This window comes from Neobacillus sp. NPDC097160, from assembly GCF_044762155.1.
In the GTDB taxonomy this organism is placed as follows: domain Bacteria; phylum Bacillota; class Bacilli; order Bacillales; family Cytobacillaceae; genus Neobacillus.
The window spans coordinates 336,287-353,155 of sequence record NZ_JBIWDU010000001.1 but is presented as its reverse complement, the minus strand read 5'-3'; the positions used below and the strand labels follow the sequence as shown (position 1 = coordinate 353,155).

Annotated in this window: 13 protein-coding genes and 1 riboswitch; of the genes, 5 read left to right on the top strand and 8 right to left on the bottom strand. The window is 39.6% G+C overall.

Annotated elements, in window-relative coordinates; translation table 11 throughout:
• Positions 1-315 precede the first annotated feature (315 nt).
• Both ACIQXV_RS01510 and ACIQXV_RS01505 read right to left on the bottom strand, forming a co-directional pair.
• A complete protein-coding gene (locus ACIQXV_RS01510) occupies positions 316-1,128 on the bottom strand; it encodes a prohibitin family protein (RefSeq protein WP_402954971.1) in 813 nt (270 codons plus the stop codon).
• A gap of 653 nt (positions 1,129-1,781) precedes the next feature.
• Positions 1,782-4,868, bottom strand: a complete 3,087-nt coding sequence (locus ACIQXV_RS01505; RefSeq protein ID WP_402954968.1) for an efflux RND transporter permease subunit — start codon at positions 4,866-4,868, stop codon at positions 1,782-1,784.
• Positions 4,869-5,015: 147 nt separating this feature from the next.
• On the opposite strand from ACIQXV_RS01505, the gene ACIQXV_RS01500 reads away from it, so the two are divergent.
• Complete coding sequence (locus ACIQXV_RS01500) at positions 5,016-5,846, top strand: TetR/AcrR family transcriptional regulator (protein ID WP_402954966.1); 831 nt, start codon at positions 5,016-5,018, stop codon at positions 5,844-5,846.
• 64 nt (positions 5,847-5,910) lie between these two features.
• Here the strand turns inward: ACIQXV_RS01500 and ltaS are convergent, their stop codons facing one another.
• The 3 genes from ltaS to ACIQXV_RS01485 form a co-directional block, all read right to left on the bottom strand.
• Positions 5,911-7,842 carry a lipoteichoic acid synthase gene (gene ltaS / locus ACIQXV_RS01495; RefSeq protein ID WP_402954964.1) on the bottom strand — a complete coding sequence of 644 codons (1,932 nt, stop codon included), beginning with the start codon at positions 7,840-7,842 and terminating at the stop codon, positions 5,911-5,913.
• A gap of 94 nt (positions 7,843-7,936) precedes the next feature.
• Positions 7,937-9,346 (bottom strand): MFS transporter, encoded by a 1,410-nt coding sequence (locus ACIQXV_RS01490; RefSeq protein WP_402954961.1) that lies wholly within the window; start codon positions 9,344-9,346, stop codon positions 7,937-7,939.
• Positions 9,347-9,427: 81 nt separating this feature from the next.
• Positions 9,428-10,561: an MGDG synthase family glycosyltransferase gene (locus tag ACIQXV_RS01485; RefSeq protein ID WP_402954958.1), complete on the bottom strand. Its 1,134-nt coding sequence runs from the start codon at positions 10,559-10,561 to the stop codon at positions 9,428-9,430.
• Positions 10,562-11,030: 469 nt separating this feature from the next.
• Between ACIQXV_RS01485 and ACIQXV_RS01480 the strand changes: the two genes are divergently transcribed.
• From ACIQXV_RS01480 to tagU, 4 genes are all read left to right on the top strand, one after another.
• The gene (locus tag ACIQXV_RS01480) at positions 11,031-11,366 is read left to right on the top strand and encodes a hypothetical protein (RefSeq protein ID WP_402954955.1); all 336 of its coding nucleotides are present in this window, start codon (positions 11,031-11,033) and stop codon (positions 11,364-11,366) included.
• A 1-nt stretch (position 11,367) separates the two neighbouring features.
• Positions 11,368-12,120: a hypothetical protein gene (locus ACIQXV_RS01475; RefSeq protein WP_402954952.1), complete on the top strand. Its 753-nt coding sequence runs from the start codon at positions 11,368-11,370 to the stop codon at positions 12,118-12,120.
• 278 nt (positions 12,121-12,398) lie between these two features.
• The gene (locus ACIQXV_RS01470) at positions 12,399-12,992 is read left to right on the top strand and encodes a GGDEF domain-containing protein (protein ID WP_402954950.1); all 594 of its coding nucleotides are present in this window, start codon (positions 12,399-12,401) and stop codon (positions 12,990-12,992) included.
• 121 nt (positions 12,993-13,113) lie between these two features.
• Positions 13,114-14,031, top strand: a complete 918-nt coding sequence (gene tagU / locus ACIQXV_RS01465; protein WP_402954947.1) for a polyisoprenyl-teichoic acid--peptidoglycan teichoic acid transferase TagU — start codon at positions 13,114-13,116, stop codon at positions 14,029-14,031.
• Positions 14,032-14,073: 42 nt separating this feature from the next.
• On the opposite strand, the gene ACIQXV_RS01460 is transcribed toward tagU, so the two are convergent.
• Genes ACIQXV_RS01460 through ACIQXV_RS01450 form a run of 3 tightly spaced genes read right to left on the bottom strand, consistent with a single transcriptional unit; the run spans position 14,074 to position 16,596 of the window.
• Positions 14,074-14,901 carry a MetQ/NlpA family ABC transporter substrate-binding protein gene (locus tag ACIQXV_RS01460; RefSeq protein ID WP_402954944.1) on the bottom strand — a complete coding sequence of 276 codons (828 nt, stop codon included), beginning with the start codon at positions 14,899-14,901 and terminating at the stop codon, positions 14,074-14,076.
• Between the two features lie 17 nt (positions 14,902-14,918).
• Entirely contained in the window at positions 14,919-15,593 is a 675-nt protein-coding gene (locus ACIQXV_RS01455; protein ID WP_402954941.1) for a methionine ABC transporter permease, read from the bottom strand.
• A complete protein-coding gene (locus ACIQXV_RS01450; protein WP_402954938.1) occupies positions 15,583-16,596 on the bottom strand; it encodes a methionine ABC transporter ATP-binding protein in 1,014 nt (337 codons plus the stop codon). Before ACIQXV_RS01450 ends, ACIQXV_RS01455 begins: the two co-directional genes overlap by 11 nt.
• Before the next feature lie 92 nt (positions 16,597-16,688).
• Positions 16,689-16,794: riboswitch (SAM riboswitch) on the bottom strand.
• Positions 16,795-16,869: the final 75 nt, after the last annotated feature.

Here is a 16,869-nt window from a genome sequence, read left to right as displayed (position 1 = left end):
AATAACATCCTTTGCTCGATTCGCAAATAAACCATGTAAATTCGCTATTAAAAGGGTCAGATTCGCAAATAAACCGTGTAAATTCGCAAATAAAGGGGCCGAATTAGCAATAGGCCACTTTTATTTACCAACTTGAATAATTCGGTCTCCTACTGTAGAAATACCTAACAGATGTTCTATACCATCCGCTTTCGGATAGACCCTTCTAACCGGCTTTGCCCGATAAATCAACGGCTCCTTTTGCTAAAAGAGGCCTGACCCCCACTGCATTAATGCGGGGGAGTCAGGCCCCTTATCTCTGGTTATCCGGCACCGTTAGTTGGCATTGTTATTTTTAAGTGAATCTAGATCTATAAATGGTGTTGCTCCGCCTGTGACAGTTGGCAGGTGGCCATCCCATTTTTCTAAGGCCTTTTCTTGGACTTCAATTTGTTTTAATTGGATTAATTCGGCTGTTACTTCTTGTTTTTTCAATCGTAAGGCTTCGGCCTCTGCTCCTGCCTGAGCGATTTTCTGCTCTGCTTCAATTTTTATTCTTTCAAGGTCTCTTTGGGCGCGTAAAGCATTTTGTTCGGCGGTTTGTTTAGATTCAATCGCTTTATTGAATTCCTCGCTAAAAGCAAATTCCTTAATATTGATATCTTCAAGAATCATAAAATATTTTGTTAACTTTTTTCCAAGCATATCCTTCACTTGCGCTGATACCTCCGGACGTTTGGAGATTAACTCTTCCGCGGTGTACTGCGCAGTTATCGCCTTGAGTGACTCCGCTATCGCTGGATCAACAATCCGGGAACGATAATCTAAACCGATTTCTTGATAGAGCTTGTTCACGGCTTCCGGATCAACAGAATAGTTCACTGCTACCTTGGCCGTAACCATTTGCAAATCCCTCGAAGCAGCCGTCTGGGTACTTTCTTCTTTTTGCACCCGGACCTCAATCAATTGAACCGTTTGGATAAATGGAATCTTAAAATGAAACCCTTCTGTAAAAATGGTCGGTTTAACGGCCCCTAATTGCAAAAGAACGCCCCTATTACCAGATGCAACGGTTGTCGTTGAAAAAAAGCCAACGACTAAAATAACAATCACAATCAGTCCGCTGATAATAGATTTCGTATATTTCATCCCGCTCCCCCCTTTTCAAGCTTACCTTCCACAGGAGAATAACCGTTCAAATAAACTTATGAAAATAGCCCCCTTTTTATACATTCGTTTGCACTTATTAAACGGGGGATCAATCAGGCGCAGCAGCCAGATTAAGACTATCCAAAATGTGCACAATTGGGGGAAAGTGCTGCGTAATGGATTCAATAAGGGGGCATTCGAATCATTTTCAGCAAAATTTCCAAGTGAAATGCATCCAATAAGGGCTATTGGATTCATTTCTTGTAAAAACCCGGAGTGATATGCATCCAATGGGGCTTATTAGATTCACTTTTAATAAAAATCCTGAATAAAATGCATCCAATGGGGCCTATTGGATTCACTTTTAATAAAAATCCTGAATGAAATGCATCCAATAAAACGCGTGAATTCACTTATGATGAAAATTTCTAACTTTTTGATTTTAAACCATTGAGACGACCACTCTTTAATTTACACTCGGCCCGAATTACTACTTACTCCATCCGACTAAGAAAAAGGATTACCTACGAAGGGTCATTTTGTATGACGAAAGATAAAAAAACCAAGGGAAATTCCCTTGGTTCAGTTTGATTTGTATGATTAAATACCCTTTATGTGTAATAAAAGGATTCGGTGAATGCCCTTTACTTTCTTTAATTCTCTTCAATTTCCCTGCGATTCTTTTTAAAAATCTTAGACAGGATTTCATAAACAATCGGTACGACGATTAACGTTAATAGCGTTGAACTTGTTAAGCCACCGATTACGGTAATCGCAAGGCCTTTTGAGATTAAGCCTCCGCCGCCGCCTGCGCCAAGTGCTAATGGGATTAACGCACCGACTGTGGCGATGGCTGTCATTAGGATTGGACGTAAACGCGTTGCACCCGCTTCTAGAACCGCTTCACGCATCCTCAATCCATCACGTTCCATATGAATAATCCGGTCGACCAGTACGATGGCGTTCGTGACGACGATACCAATTAACATCAATAGACCCATCATGACCGACACAGAGATGGTCTCCCCAGCGATTAACAAACCAACAAATGAACCGATGACGGCAAATGGTAACGAGAATAGAATCGCGAATGGCGCCACACCTTCACGGAAAGTGACAACAAGGATGAAGTACACAATGGCGATCGCTGCTGCCATGGCGATACCGAGCTGTGTAAAGGTTTCCGTCATATCAGCCTGTACCCCTGCAACACTGACGGTCACACCTTTTGGTAAATCTAATTTGTCCACTTCTTTTCCAACTTTAGACGTTACTTTCGAAATATCAGCGCTCTTAATTTTTCCGGAAACCGTTGCGTAATATTCACCTTTACTACGTGCAAGCGTATTTAACGTTGTTCCCTTTTTCACAGTAACAAGCTCTGAGAGCGGCATTGTTGTACCAAGTGCTGTCGGTACTTGTTTTGCTAAAAGGTCATCGATTGATTCCGGCTGTGCAGCTTGTTCCTGCTGTACGATGACATCTAGAGAGCTGCCGTCCTTTTCAACCGTCGTTAACACATCTTGCGTTTTTTGCGGACTTAACATCATCACGAGCTGACCCGTTGTTAACCCGTACTTCAACAGGTTAGCCTGTTCAACACGGAAAGTATATTCGACGTAAGCATCCTCTGCACTAGATGTCACATCTTTTAAGTCATCATGTTTCTTCAGCACTGCCTCAACCTTTTTAACAGATTGATTCAGCTTGTTTATATTTTCACTGTAAAGGGTGTAGCTAACTTCATTGGTCGAACCCGACATCGCACCGAAATTCTGGCTCTTCCATTTGCCTGATTGATCAAGGCTGGTTACATACTTTTCAATGTTTTCTTTTACTTTCGGGAAGTCCTTCATGTCTGGGTCAAAGATGAGGTACATTAGGGCACCGCCTCCGCCTCCGCCCATCATCGCTGACATCTGATCGCCGGCATCCGTAACAGATACTTGAACGATATTAACATCTTTACGTTTTAGCATCTTCTCTTCGACAGCGTGAACGTTTTCTAATGTTTCGTCTTTAAGCTCACCTGCTTTTGGTGTGTACGTTAAGTACATCACTTTGTCCTCTTCACTGCCCATGAAGCTAAAGCCGATTAACGGTGTTAACGCCAAACTTCCGGCTAATAACACAATTGCAAGGATGGAGGCAATCACTTTATGATTAAGCGTCTTTTCCAGGAACCATTTGTACCATTTCGCTAATTCTCCGACCTCTTTATGGCGTTTTGCTGTTTTTTCACCGTATAACTTTTTCTTAAATAAGAAATGCGATAGAGCCGGAACGATAGTAATCGCTACAAGTAACGACGCTCCAAGCGCAAACGCCATCGTCAACGCAAACGGAGCAAACAGTTCACCGACCATCCCACCTACAAAAATCATTGGCGCAAATACCGCAACCGTTACTAATGTCGAGGACATTATTGGTTTGAACATTTCAATTGTTGCTTCCCGTACAAGGGCACGACCGTTTAATTTCTCTTCCTTTAAATGCAGTCTTCGGTAGATATTTTCCACGACGACAATCGAGTCATCAATTACCCTGCCGATGGCAACCGTAATCGCACCAAGTGTCATAATATTGAGCGTTATATTCATCCAGTGTAAGAGCAATAAAGCCATAAAAATCGAAACTGGAATCGATACGATCGAAATAATCGTAGATTTAAAATCACGTAAGAAAAGAAGGATAATTAATACGGCAATTAAACCGCCAAATATCGCTTTTTCAATCATCGTGGCCACTGATTCTTCAATCGGCTTCCCTTGGTCAAGGGTGACATCGATGACAAGACCATCGACTTTTGCCTTTTCTTCTTTCACTACCTTCTTCACCTTGTTGACAACATCAACTGTGTTTGCCTGTTGGCCTTTGACAATTTGAATCGCAATAGCATCTTTCCCGTTTGTGCGCGAGATCGATTGCACTTTACCAACTGTATCAATCGTTGCGATATCGCTAAGCTTCACAAATGGTGATGGATTGGCAGCTGATGGGGTGATTGGAATCAGCATATTCTTTAACTCATCAGCGGTCATGAACTTGCCATCAATCGCGACAGCTTGTTCCCCTGCTTTAAACTCGTAAAGTCCTAATGAAACAGCCATATTGCTTGCTTGAATCATTTGCTTAACTTTATCTTCCGTTAAACCAAATTCAGCCATTTTTGCTTTGTTATAGGTAAGGTCGACTTCTTCAATATGCTGACCGGTAATCGTTGCCGATGCAACACCCTCGATTTTCTCGATTTTTGGAAGCAAGCTTTCCTCAACTGTTGACGTTAAATCAACAATATCCTCTTTTGAACTGCTGACACTTAAGGCAACAACCGGCATCATATTCATGCTAATTGCTGTCGTTGTCGGCTTTTGTGCACCCTCCGGTAATTTCAAGGAGTCAAGCGCAGATTTTAATTCCCGTTTCGCCTCATCCATATCGATGCCGTACTCGTATTCTACTTGAATACTAGACATGTTAGAGTAGGAATTTGAATAAACGGCTTTGACATGATCAAGCCCTTCTACCGCTTTTTCAATCGGCATGGAGACATCTTCCATTACCTTTTCAGGAGTGGCACCCGGATAAACGTCCATGACCATTAAGTATGGAATCGAGATATTCGGAATCGTCTCCATATTCATTCGCGTACCTGAATAAATACCAGATGCCGTAATGATGATCGTAAGCAGCCAAACTGCTAATTTATTTTTCAAAACAAAATTAACTAACCCTTTCACAATTACACCTACCCTTAATTGACTTCATAAGCTCAATTACTTATAATAATGACCAGCGAGTCATTTGTCAATGAAATAGGAAAAGCGCAAGCGCCTTGTTCAGGGGCCTTAGCTGGACATCCTTAACTATAGGAGCGATTAAATCAAATGATAAAAAAACAATTAATTATGGAGAAGGCGTTGGAGCTTTTTGCAAAGCAGGGGTTTGAAGCCACATCTGTCCAGCAAATAACCGAGCATTGCGGGATTTCTAAAGGCGCCTTTTACTTAACCTTCAAGTCAAAGGACGAATTGATTATCGCCTTAATTGACTACTTTATGATGCAAATCACCTCTGATATTGACTACATAGTCAGAAACACGGAGAATGAGCAGCTTTTATATAAGTTTTACTATTCCATCTATCATGCTTTTCATAAGCATTCGGATTTTGCCAAAGTTCTCATGAAAGAGCAGTCACAGACATTTAATAAAGACCTGATTTTAAAAATGCAATACTACGATAAATTAGTTGAGAACGTGATCTTAGCAATGATTGAGCGATTATACGGTGAGGAAGTCAAAGAGACAAAGTATGATTTAATGTATTGTATTAAAGGCTTTATGAATATGTATTCACAGTTATTTGTCTTCTATAACGTCCCCTTGGATTTGAAGTTACTTTCGGAGTCGCTTGTGGAAAAAACAACGTTACTGGCGCAGCATACGACGGTTCCATTTGTGACACAAGAGCTTAGCCAAATGTTTAAGCAGCCGATGAGTGAGGTAGGCCCGAAAGAACAGCTCCTCGAAAACATTGCACAAAAAATCAATGAAATGCAGGAGTCCATTGAAAAAGAATCGTTGATCCTGCTAAAAGAACAGTTGATCGAACCGACTCTACCCCCTGCTATCGTGAAAGGATTACTCGAAAATATCCGCAATCATCCTCATTGTAAGTGGGTTTCTTATTTACTTCGCCGGTATTTTGAATTTTAAAAGTAGAAAGACACGCATTAAGGGACAGAAAAGGAAAGAAGCAAGAGAAAGTCCCCTTGCTTCTTTATTTCTGATGATAGTTGTATTTAGATCGATCAACTGAAACAAAACCTTTTGGATTGTGGAAACGTAATAAATCTCCATTTACCACTCGATCTGATAGCGATAATTTCTCATCGACCATTTTCCGATCTTTCTCAGCCTTTGTTAACTTGTCAATTCCTAAATCCCTTCCCGTTGTTGAATCATAGAATTTTCCATCAATGGATGTGATGGTTGAACTGACAAAATCACCATTTCGGAAAGGAATTAAATCATCATGCTGTTTAGACAACAAGTCTGTACCAAATTGGACATACTCTTTCGTATCAATTCCTAACAAGTGAAGCAGTGTTGGAAGAAGATCAATTTGCCCGCCGTATTCATGATTCACTCCACCCTCTAACCCAGGCACCCGAATCAATAACGGTACTCGCTGTAATCCAGCGCTTTCAAAAAGTGTAATTTCTTTCCCTAGAACATGCTCCATTTCCTTATTATTATCTTTTGAAATTCCATAATGGTCACCGTACATTATAATAATCGTATGGTCTAATAATCCAGCTTTCTCAATTGATGTAAAAAACTGCTTTAACGCTTCGTCCGCATAGCGGGCAGTCTGAAAATACGAGTCGACAGATGAGACACCAGTGGTATGTGGATCAATTGTCGTATCTTTTTTATCAATTGGGAATGGGAAATGATTCGTAACGGTTATGAACTTGGTATAAAATGGCTGTGGTAATGATTTTAAAAGCGGCATCGATTCCTTTAAAAACGGCTTATCCATAAGCCCATACTGTGCCAGGTCCTCAGGGTCCATTTGATAGTAAGTTGAATCAAAAAACTTATCATATCCAAACGATTTATAAATTTCATCGCGATTCCAGAAACTCCCGGAATTCCCATGGAAGACCGCAGACGTATAGCCATGGGTTCCTAAAATGGCAGGAGCCGCTTGGTACGTGTTTAAACTTTTTGTCATAAATGCAGAACCTTGGGGTAATCCATATAATGAATTCTCCAACATAAATTCAGCATCAGACGTTTTCCCATGGGCCGTCTGATGGAAGAAATTATCAAAATAAACGGTATTTTTATCCTTCGTCATTGAATTTAAAAATGGGGTTACTTCTTCTCCATGTAATTTGTAATCAATAAGGAAATTTTGGAACGACTCTAGATGGAAATAAACGACGTTCATTCCTTTTCCGAAACCAAAGTAATTCGGGTTGGGTTTTGCATAATTTGATTTTGTATAATTATTGACTTCAGTAATATCGTCGCTATTTGCTATTACCCTTTGTGCCGATGCTTGCGTACTTTGAACCACATCATAAATGGTGTAATTGTACAACCCTAAATATTTGACAATATAATTCCGGTCAAATCCTCTTGTTAATAATTCGGGGCGATCTATTTCCGCTAAACCTAAATTGGCACAAGAAAGCGCTAACGAAAGTGAAAATAACGCACTAACCTTTCGACGATTCACATTTCCAGCTTCAATTTTAATAAAGCGAGATGCAAGTAACGCCAACAACAGAAAGAAATCAATGAAGAATAAAAAGTCATACGATTTTAATAAAGAAACGACACTACCACCAATTTCTCCTGCATTTTTTGTTTGAGTTAGCGTCGGTAACGTAATGAAGTCATTAAAAAAGCGATAATACAAAATATTACTATACAAAAGGACAGATAGAAGAAAATAAATGACCATTAGCCAACTATACTTTTTCCGTCCTTTAAAAAAGAGAGCAAGTCCTAAAAAAAGGAGGGAAGATCCGAAAGGATTGATAAATAATAGGAAATGCTGAAATGACCCTTCCACCCCTAATTTAAACTGCGTTATTTGAGCTATGTATGTTTTCATCCAAAGGAGGAATACAGCCATATAGAAAAAGGCAAAATATCTTGTAAATATACTCTGACCCTTTTGTAATAGGTTATTCACGTTTCTTCCCTCCACCAGCTAGGTAATATACTATTTTTCTACTTTCATTATAAAACTTATAACCATAAATGTGTCTCCAACTCCACGAATAATATTATCCCTCATGTGGCTCGGGTTCTGATCGTAGCTTCAGTGTTTCTTTCACCTTCTGTATATCAAACATATTCTTTTTTGCCATTAAAAGATAACATATGGCTGAAGGAATGAGAAAAATTTGAAGGACCGCTAAGGTTATTATATAAGAAGTTGGTTCATGATAGCGAGTCGAGACCATGCTGAGCACTATACCGACTCCTACGTTTCCAATGGTTCTGCCTAAACTACTGAAAAGATTGGCGACGCTAAAAGCTGTCCCTCGATGCTCCGGGAAATTTACCTCAGTAATAAGTGCGAGCCAGTTAGGTGTGTTTGCAGATTGAGCTGCAGAAGCTAAAAAAGACAAAACAAACAATAAAGCCATCCATGGATTCATGAATAGCTGACCCATTAAACTAAGGAAAATACTTAAAGCATTATTGTCATGAGGTAGAAGCAGATTGTTCATTGGAATCATAAACATTAGTATGTATAGGGGCATCGTAAGAAATACAAAGAATGAGGTTAACATTGCCCTTCCTTTATACGTTTTCTTTTGAAATCTGTCACCAAGGTGACCAAAGTAAACCGATGTAATTCCTCCAATTTGAAATATGGCATATAAGTAACCCGAAGCAATCATCGATGTCTCTACAGTGTATCCTAGTTGTTGAATTTTGAAAATATATAAGGTTGGAAGCCATATGAGACTACCTGTTGCAATATTCATAAAAAGTGACTGCAAGAAAAGATACACATTACTTCCTTTTAATAAAATTGGTACAATTTGCTTTGCTTCGATAACATAATGATAGGACTGATTATTTTCCATGAGACCTTTCAGTTCAGGATCTGCTCCTCCCCTTGCAGGTTCTTTTACGAAAAGGTATAAAATAATGAGAAAAAAGCCTACAAAACCTACTATCTCAAAAGGCCATCTCCAACTTGTGTTGGTTGCAGTTAAAGAGGCCAAAAGGGCTCCTGCAATTCCTCCTAAGCCTTGGGCCATGCCCCAAAGGCTCAAAATCATCCCACGTTTCTCATATGGAATAGAATCAGTTAATACACTAAAGCCAATAGAGGCAATACACCCTAACCCGACTCCCGTTAATATTTGATAAATGAGAAGCTCTCCATAACTCTGGCTAATAGATGTCAAAAATACGGATACAACCCAAATCAACGTTCCGATGATAATCAATTTTTTACGTTTGAATTTTCCTGATAGATATCCCCAAAAAACAGAAGAAACAGCTGTAACTAAAATATTCACAGCTGAAATCGTCCCCAATTTAGCAATTTTTACATGCAAATCATCTGCTATATACTGAAATAGTGGAGGAAATAATCCGACGATGATATTATCAAAAGCAGCTAGGGCAATAAATACCAATATGGTGAACACCATTTGAGGATTCGAACTTTTCAAATACAAGAACACACCTTTATTAATAGGATGAAATGGTTAAATTTTATCATTTAGTCATAATAAGTATTTTCTTTAAACGTATTACGCAAGCTGTAGCTTCCACTCCAAATGATTTTCCACTTCTAACATGAATTGGATGATTTCTTCTGCAGCTCGAGAGTTGATAAACTTTCTTTGACAATGGATGATATGATTTAGCTTCTCAGCATCATTTTCAAGTAATTGGTTGATCTTAGCTTCGATCTCGCTTGTATCTTCACAAATCACACCCAAATTTAATTTTTCGGCAAAGGTTGGATTGTCCTGTTCTTGACCAGGTAACGCACCTGTGATAATAATCGGAGTATTGGAAGCGAACGCCTCAAACATTACATTAGGACTCCCTCTTGTAACCGCGATATCTGCCTGAAACATGAGTTCTTGAATATTTTTAGTAAAACCGTAAATATCCACTTTATTTCCATACTTCATCTTAAGCGATTGCTCTAACTCTGCCTTTAACTTTGCATTTCTGCCCGCCACAATTTTCACGGTACAATCAAAATGATCAAACAGAATCTCAGCAATACGCTTCATATTCCCTACACCCTCACCACCGCTCATGATTAAGAAGTTTAGTGGTGTACCAACTTGATAATTCACTTTTTTATTTGTGCTATTTCTAAAAAATCTTGAGCGAACGGGGAACCCTACAACTTTTATATTCTCAGCTGGAATCCCATACTCGATACACTTATCACGTGCTTCAATAGTGGGGCTAATGATATAATTAGCTCTCTGATCCGCCCAAAGTGGCGATATGTTCACAAGGTCGGCAATAAGCGTAATAAATGGAATTTTCATAAATTCCTTTTCCAAAATATTCAAAATAGAACCATTAAAATTTGGATGAACAGATAAAATTATATCGGGCTTTTCTTCATCTAGTAATTTCAAGAAATTTTTCCTAATAAGAATTTCGATAAATTTGTCAATTAATTCTGGGTTTTCAGCTGAATAGTTAAATACCATCTCCCATAAATTTTCTGATCTTCTCGTAATGGGGCCGTAGGTCTTGCCAATATTCATTAGTGGATGTCCACCCAATGAAAAGCCATCTACTACATGTACTTTAATATCATTATCGATTCCAATCTTTTCACACAAGGATTCTGTGATACTTTTATGACCATGACCGGTGTTATCAGAAGAAATAATTAATAGTTTTTTAGTCATATAAAAGCCCCTTTCTTAACATCGTTAATCCTTGTCTAATGACAAGATAGAAATGTTATTTAATACTTTAACTAAAAGCGCAACAAGTCTATTCCATTCTATCCAGTATATGAACCTGCATACAAGCCGTATGCTTTTTATTATAAAATATCCGTCGTGGCAGGTACCCTGATACTATTGTACTACTTACCTCGTTAATTCCCCTCTTTTTAATAAATACTTAATAATATATTTAGAAATGAAGCAGGAGAACCGTCCCCTCTCTATTCAAAAGAACATCCTTACATTTAATTCCCTAATGAACCAGTTTTTTGACATTTCCAACCGGATTCGTGAAGTTTTGTCCTAAATGGTGCCTGACACCATATAGCACATTTTTCCTTTGCTTATAGGAAAATCTATTCATTTTTTGCTTTTTTCCAAAATAATGTAGCTAGACATTATAAAATGGAAAAAGGTGATGAATATTATGGAATTTAATCTTAGCAAGGCCCTTATTCAGGGCGGACGGGTTAATGATCTTGCTTCAGATGTTAGAAGCAGTAAAAACAGTTTAAATGTCGTGAAAGAAAGTCTAGGCAGCAGCTGGAAGGCTGGTGAAATGACGTACATCAATAATCATTTTGACAAACTGGCAACAGAGCTTTCCCGGTTAGCAAGTGAACTAGAGTCAATTGGTCACGACATCCAAAGTACAGCAAATGAAATACATAAAGAAATAGAAGCAAAAAAAGCGGCAGAGACAAAAGCAAAGGCGGAGGCGGAGGCCGCTGCAAAAGCGAAAGCGGCGAATCCAGGAGAATAGTATGTTAAAAAATTGTAACGAAGCAGACTTTTATGAACTTAAGAACGTGGCAAACGGGCGTTTAAGCCCTGACCGCATCTCTGCCTTTTTTTGGGTCACCTTTTTTATTAGCGCGGTTTCCACATTGGTTGTGGATGTCGGAGCCGGTTCGATGATGTTTATTAGTGATGACTGGCTTCAATTTATTAGAATAGATATCTATTTATTACTAGTAAACCTCTTGATAGCCATTTTTTTCACATTTACCAAAAATACGTATAAGTTTCAAAAGTTCCAAGCCATTTTATTGACCATTTTTAGTTTAAAATTGTCACTTGATTTTTATAAGGTCTACTTTCTCGCTTGTGAAGACCGCCTTGCTCCGGGGTATATGTGGACGACTGGCTTTGTTCTGATTGGCGGAGGGCTGGTCTATTTAGCCCTTTCGACCTGGAGATCGGTCAGAAGGGTCAAAAAAGGGGCGTTCCGCAAGGGCGGGAAATTACTTTACGATTTTCAAACGTCCAAAGGACATATTAGCCTATCGTTTGTGATTGGGGCCACTATTTTTGGAGGTTCAATCATCAAAGCCATTTCAAGCAACGGCTATGGTTTATTGGAAATATACGTGTTACTGGGGGCATTTGCCCTAATGCAATACCTGATTGCCATGGCCTGGCCTGAGTTTTTTCTCATCGCCTACTGTAAATTCCGCTTCGACTCCTTTTTGAAAAAGCCGCCTGCAAAACTAGCAGAAAGAGGAATGAAACGATGAAATTTAAACGAAAACTCATTGACCACTCCTTGCTTTACATCGGGGGAGTAGTTTTTTTCAACCTTTGCTAATGAAGGACAAATCTCTACGCAATCTACTCTCATTTGTCCTTCATCGCCCTCAAGAACGTGCTGTAGGTATCAGCACTCCACCATCAGGATTCGACTTTTGTCAATTTTTCGACTTTTGTAGAAAATTGGCAGATTCCCCCGTTGTTTATAGTAAAATTCTTTTGTAATCCCTTGCTCTCAAATTCACGTCTATAGAAGGAAATAGGTATGGATCAGAAAATGAATAAATGGCTCAATAATCCTGTCTATTTTCGCTGGGGATTTTTTATTCTATTGCTTATGAATGCCATCTTGTATTACTACCAAATCGAGCAGAATCATTTATATGTATTTTATATCCTGGCCACCGTATTTTTAGGGATTGGTTTCTACAAAAAACCAATATGGTTTTTATTCATTTTTACGACAGTTGTGGTCATTTGCAGACTTTTAAGCGGACCAGAACAATTTAGTATCCTATCCGACATCAATAACTTTAAAACTATCAACGATAATTTCGGACACAAAGAAGGGGATAACCTATTAAAGGTCCTTTCCAGTCAATTAGAAAAAAGTGTCCAGGATACAGATATCGTTGCCCGTTGGGGTGGGGATGAATTCATCATCCTCTCGAAAAACAACAATACCAATGAAACGATGGGGCGAATACACCAAAATCTTAAAATGATCTCAACCACTTACAAAGAAATCAGCGTTTCGGCCGGTACTGCTATCTACCCCAGTGATGGCAAAACACTTGACGATTTATTAAGAGTAGCGGATAAAAAAATGTACAATATGAAAATTCGTCTAAAAGCTTAGAGGGTATTTTTTTATAAACATCAACCACTTCTAAAATACATTTCCATATTTTTTACATATCAAATAGCCTATTATTTTGGTAAACTGAGAAGCAAGTGATTTTTAGGAGGTTTTTTCCAAAATGAGATCTCGAAAAAAGAAAACATGGAAAAAGGTGACCGCGGCAATTCTCTCTCTGTTGGTAATTGGTGGAGGAGCTTACGGGTACACTGTATATAAATCATTGAATAAAGCAGTTGACGCAATGCATCAGCCGATTGAGCGAAAACAATCTGAAAAACGGGACGAAGCTGTCTCGCTCAAGGCTAAAGATCCGTTTTCAGTCTTAATGCTTGGTGTGGACGAGCGCGAAGGTGACAAGGGCCGCTCCGATACGATGATTGTCTTAACGGTCAACCCAAACAACAATTCAGTGAAGATGCTCAGCATTCCAAGGGACACCCGTACCGAAATTATCGGCAAAGGGAAAGAGGACAAAATTAACCATGCTTATGCTTTTGGCGGGGTTCCAATGGCGATGGATACCGTCGAGGATTTCCTTGATATTCCCATTGATTATTATATCCAGGTGAACATGGAAGGATTCACGAGTATGGTTGATGCCGTTGGCGGCGTCACCGTTCAGAATGATCTAGATTTCAGCCAAGATGGCTTTCATTTTGCAAAAGGAGAGCTTACTTTAAATGGTGCTCAAGCCTTAAGCTATACAAGAATGAGAAAAGAAGACCCTCAAGGTGACTTTGGCCGCCAAACAAGACAGCGTCAAATTATTGAAGGTGTGGTCAAAGAAGGAGCAAGTCTTTCAAGCTTAACGAAGTTTTCCGATATTTTTACCGTCCTTGGCAAAAATGTAAAAACGAACCTTACATTTGATCAAATCGCATCGATTCAAAAAGGGTACAAGGATGCCGGAAAGTCCATTCAGCAAATGGAGATTAAAGAACAAGGAACAATGATTAATCACATCTATTACGGAATGGTGTCAGCTGAAGAAAAGCAAAGAGTGCAAAATGAATTAAAAACGCAACTCGAGTTATAGATAACGAACCAATCCCTTCTCGATTTGAGAAGGGACTTTTTTTTATTTCATCCAATCGGGTTTTCCGAAGCCTTTGAATTGGTCGTCAATGATTTTTTCGAAGTCAGCAGATTCTACAACGGCTTTAATATCCTTAGCCAGCTGGGTATCTTTATTTTCTGTTTTGATGGCAACGACATTGCGATACGGATTAAGCATGTTTTCAAGCGCTATGGCATCAAGCAAGTCCATCTTAGCAGCTAAGGCGAAGTTTCCAGGAACAGCAGCTAAATCGGCGCTATCAACAGAACGAGGCAGCTGACCAGCTTCAATCGGCTGGAATTTCAAGTTTTTCTTGTTTTCCGTAATATCCTTCTCTGATACTGTAATCGGATCGGCCTTTTCATTGATTTTAATCAACCCTTCATCGCGGAGAGTATTCAAAGCACGGGCCGCATTCGTCGGGTCATTCGGAAGGGTAACCGTTGCCCCATCCTTTACTTCATCTAATGATTTATATTTTTTTGAAAAAATACCCATTGGTGCTGTTGGAACCGAAATCAAAGCAGACAAATCCATATTGTTTTCTTTCGCAAAACTTGCAAGGTAAATCGAGTTTTGGAAAAGGTTCGCTTGAATATCACCATTATCTAACGCTTTGTCTGGTTGTATATAATCGCTAAATTCGACAACTTCCACTTTATAGCCCTTTTTCTCTAATCCAGGTACAATTGCCTTCTTTAACATATCACTATACGGACCGGCGGTAGCCCCTAATTTAATATCCTTGGATTTGGCATTTGCCTTATCACTGCTTTCTGAATTGCTGCCGCAAGCTGCTAACGCCCCTACGACTAAAAGTAAAACCATTGCTAAAAACCATTTTTTCATGACATTTTCCTTCTCTCTTATTTTCTTTTATCAACAGATTTGGCTACGAAATCACCAAGAAGCTGAACAAACTGAACTAAATTAATTAATATAACAACAGTCGCAATCATGATGGTATTATCGTAGCGATAGTAACCAAAGCGAATCGCTAAATCACCGATTCCGCCGCCGCCCACTGTCCCCGCCATCGCCGAAAAGCCAATTAAACTAATGAGTGTTAAGGTAATACCGGAAATAATCCCCGATCTTGCTTCAAGGAGGAGGACATCCTTAATGATCATCCATGGAGTAGCACCCGCAGCAATCGCTGCTTCGATGACCCCTTTATCAATCTCTCGTAATGCCGTCTCGACAATTCGGGCAAAGAATGGAATCGATGCCACCGAAAGCGACACGCTCGCGGCAGTTGGCCCTATCGTTGTCCCAACGAGAAAATTGGTTAATGGAATCAATGCTACCAACAAGATAATAAATGGAATCGACCGAATTAAATTGACGATAAAACCCATGCAAACTTGAAGTCCGCGATTTTGCAAAAACAATCCTTTGTCCGTGACATATAAGAGAATTCCCACTGGCAGGCCAATGGCAATGGCAATCACTAAAGAGATGATGATCATATAAATCGTTTGGACAAAAGCTGTATTAATATCAGGAATCAGTTCTAAAAGATGCTGAAAATCAAAGCCCATCGCGTAACACCTCCACTTGCGCTGCCCGGTCTTCGATATACTGAAGCGCCGTGCTTACTTCCTCCTTCTGCCCTTTCAGTTCCATAATAAAGATGCCCAGCGGCAATTCTTGAATATATTCAATCGAACCATGAAGGAAGTTCCCTTTTACGTTAAATTGCTGGAGCATATCGGAAATGACACCCTCACCGGCGACTTTCCCCTTGAAGGTCACTTTTATGATCGGACCCTCACAATTTTTTAAAATGGCTTCCGGAACATCAAAGGACACGACACTTTCAATAAATTCCTTTGTCAGTTCGGCCCGGGGGCTGGCAAACAGGTCATACACCGCGCCCTCCTCAATGACCTTTCCATCCTGCATGATCGCCATGCGGTGGCAAATTTCCTTGACCACATTCATTTCATGGGTAATGAGCACAATGGTGATATCGAGTTCCTTATTGATTTTTTTCAATAGATTCAAGATCGACTTTGTTGTCGTTGGATCCAATGCAGAAGTCGCTTCATCGCATAAGAGCACCTTCGGATTATTGGACAAGGCCCGAGCGATCCCAACCCGTTGTTTTTGTCCCCCGCTCAGCTGTGCAGGGTAAACATCCCGTTTATCCGCAAGCCCGACGGTTGCCAGCAGTTCTTCGACCCGTGCTTTGATTTGGCTTTTTGGATAGTTGGCAGCTTTCAAGGAAAACGCAATATTCTCAAACACTGTTTTTTGGCTGATTAGGTAAAAGTGTTGAAAAATCATCCCAATTTTTAACCGTGCTAAACGCAGCTTCTCCCCTTTTAATTGGGTAAGATCAGTGCCATCCACGGTAATCGCGCCTGAAGTAGGCCGCTCCAACAGATTGATACAGCGCAAGAGCGAACTTTTTCCAGCGCCGGAATAGCCGACAATCCCGTAAATTTCCCCTCTTCGAACGGAGAGCGAAACCTCATCAACACCTTTTACCGTGCCATTTTTCGTTTTATAAACCTTTGTAAGATTCTGAATCTCAATCATATGCTGACCTCTTTTTTTATATCCAATAGTTTTGGAAAAATTAAAATGCCCCTTTCAACTGAAAGAGGCATCGAAATACAAACGGATATTTCGACTTATCTTTCAGAATGAAAGTCATTCTGCAGGAATTGGCACCTTCCCAAAAAGGGGGTTGCCGGACGTCATAGGGCCTTGTCCCTCGGTCGCTCGCGATAAGTGTTTATGAGTTTATTAAGATAGTTTAGATATTACTAATCTATTTTTATTTTGTCAATCATCTGAAAATAGTATTCC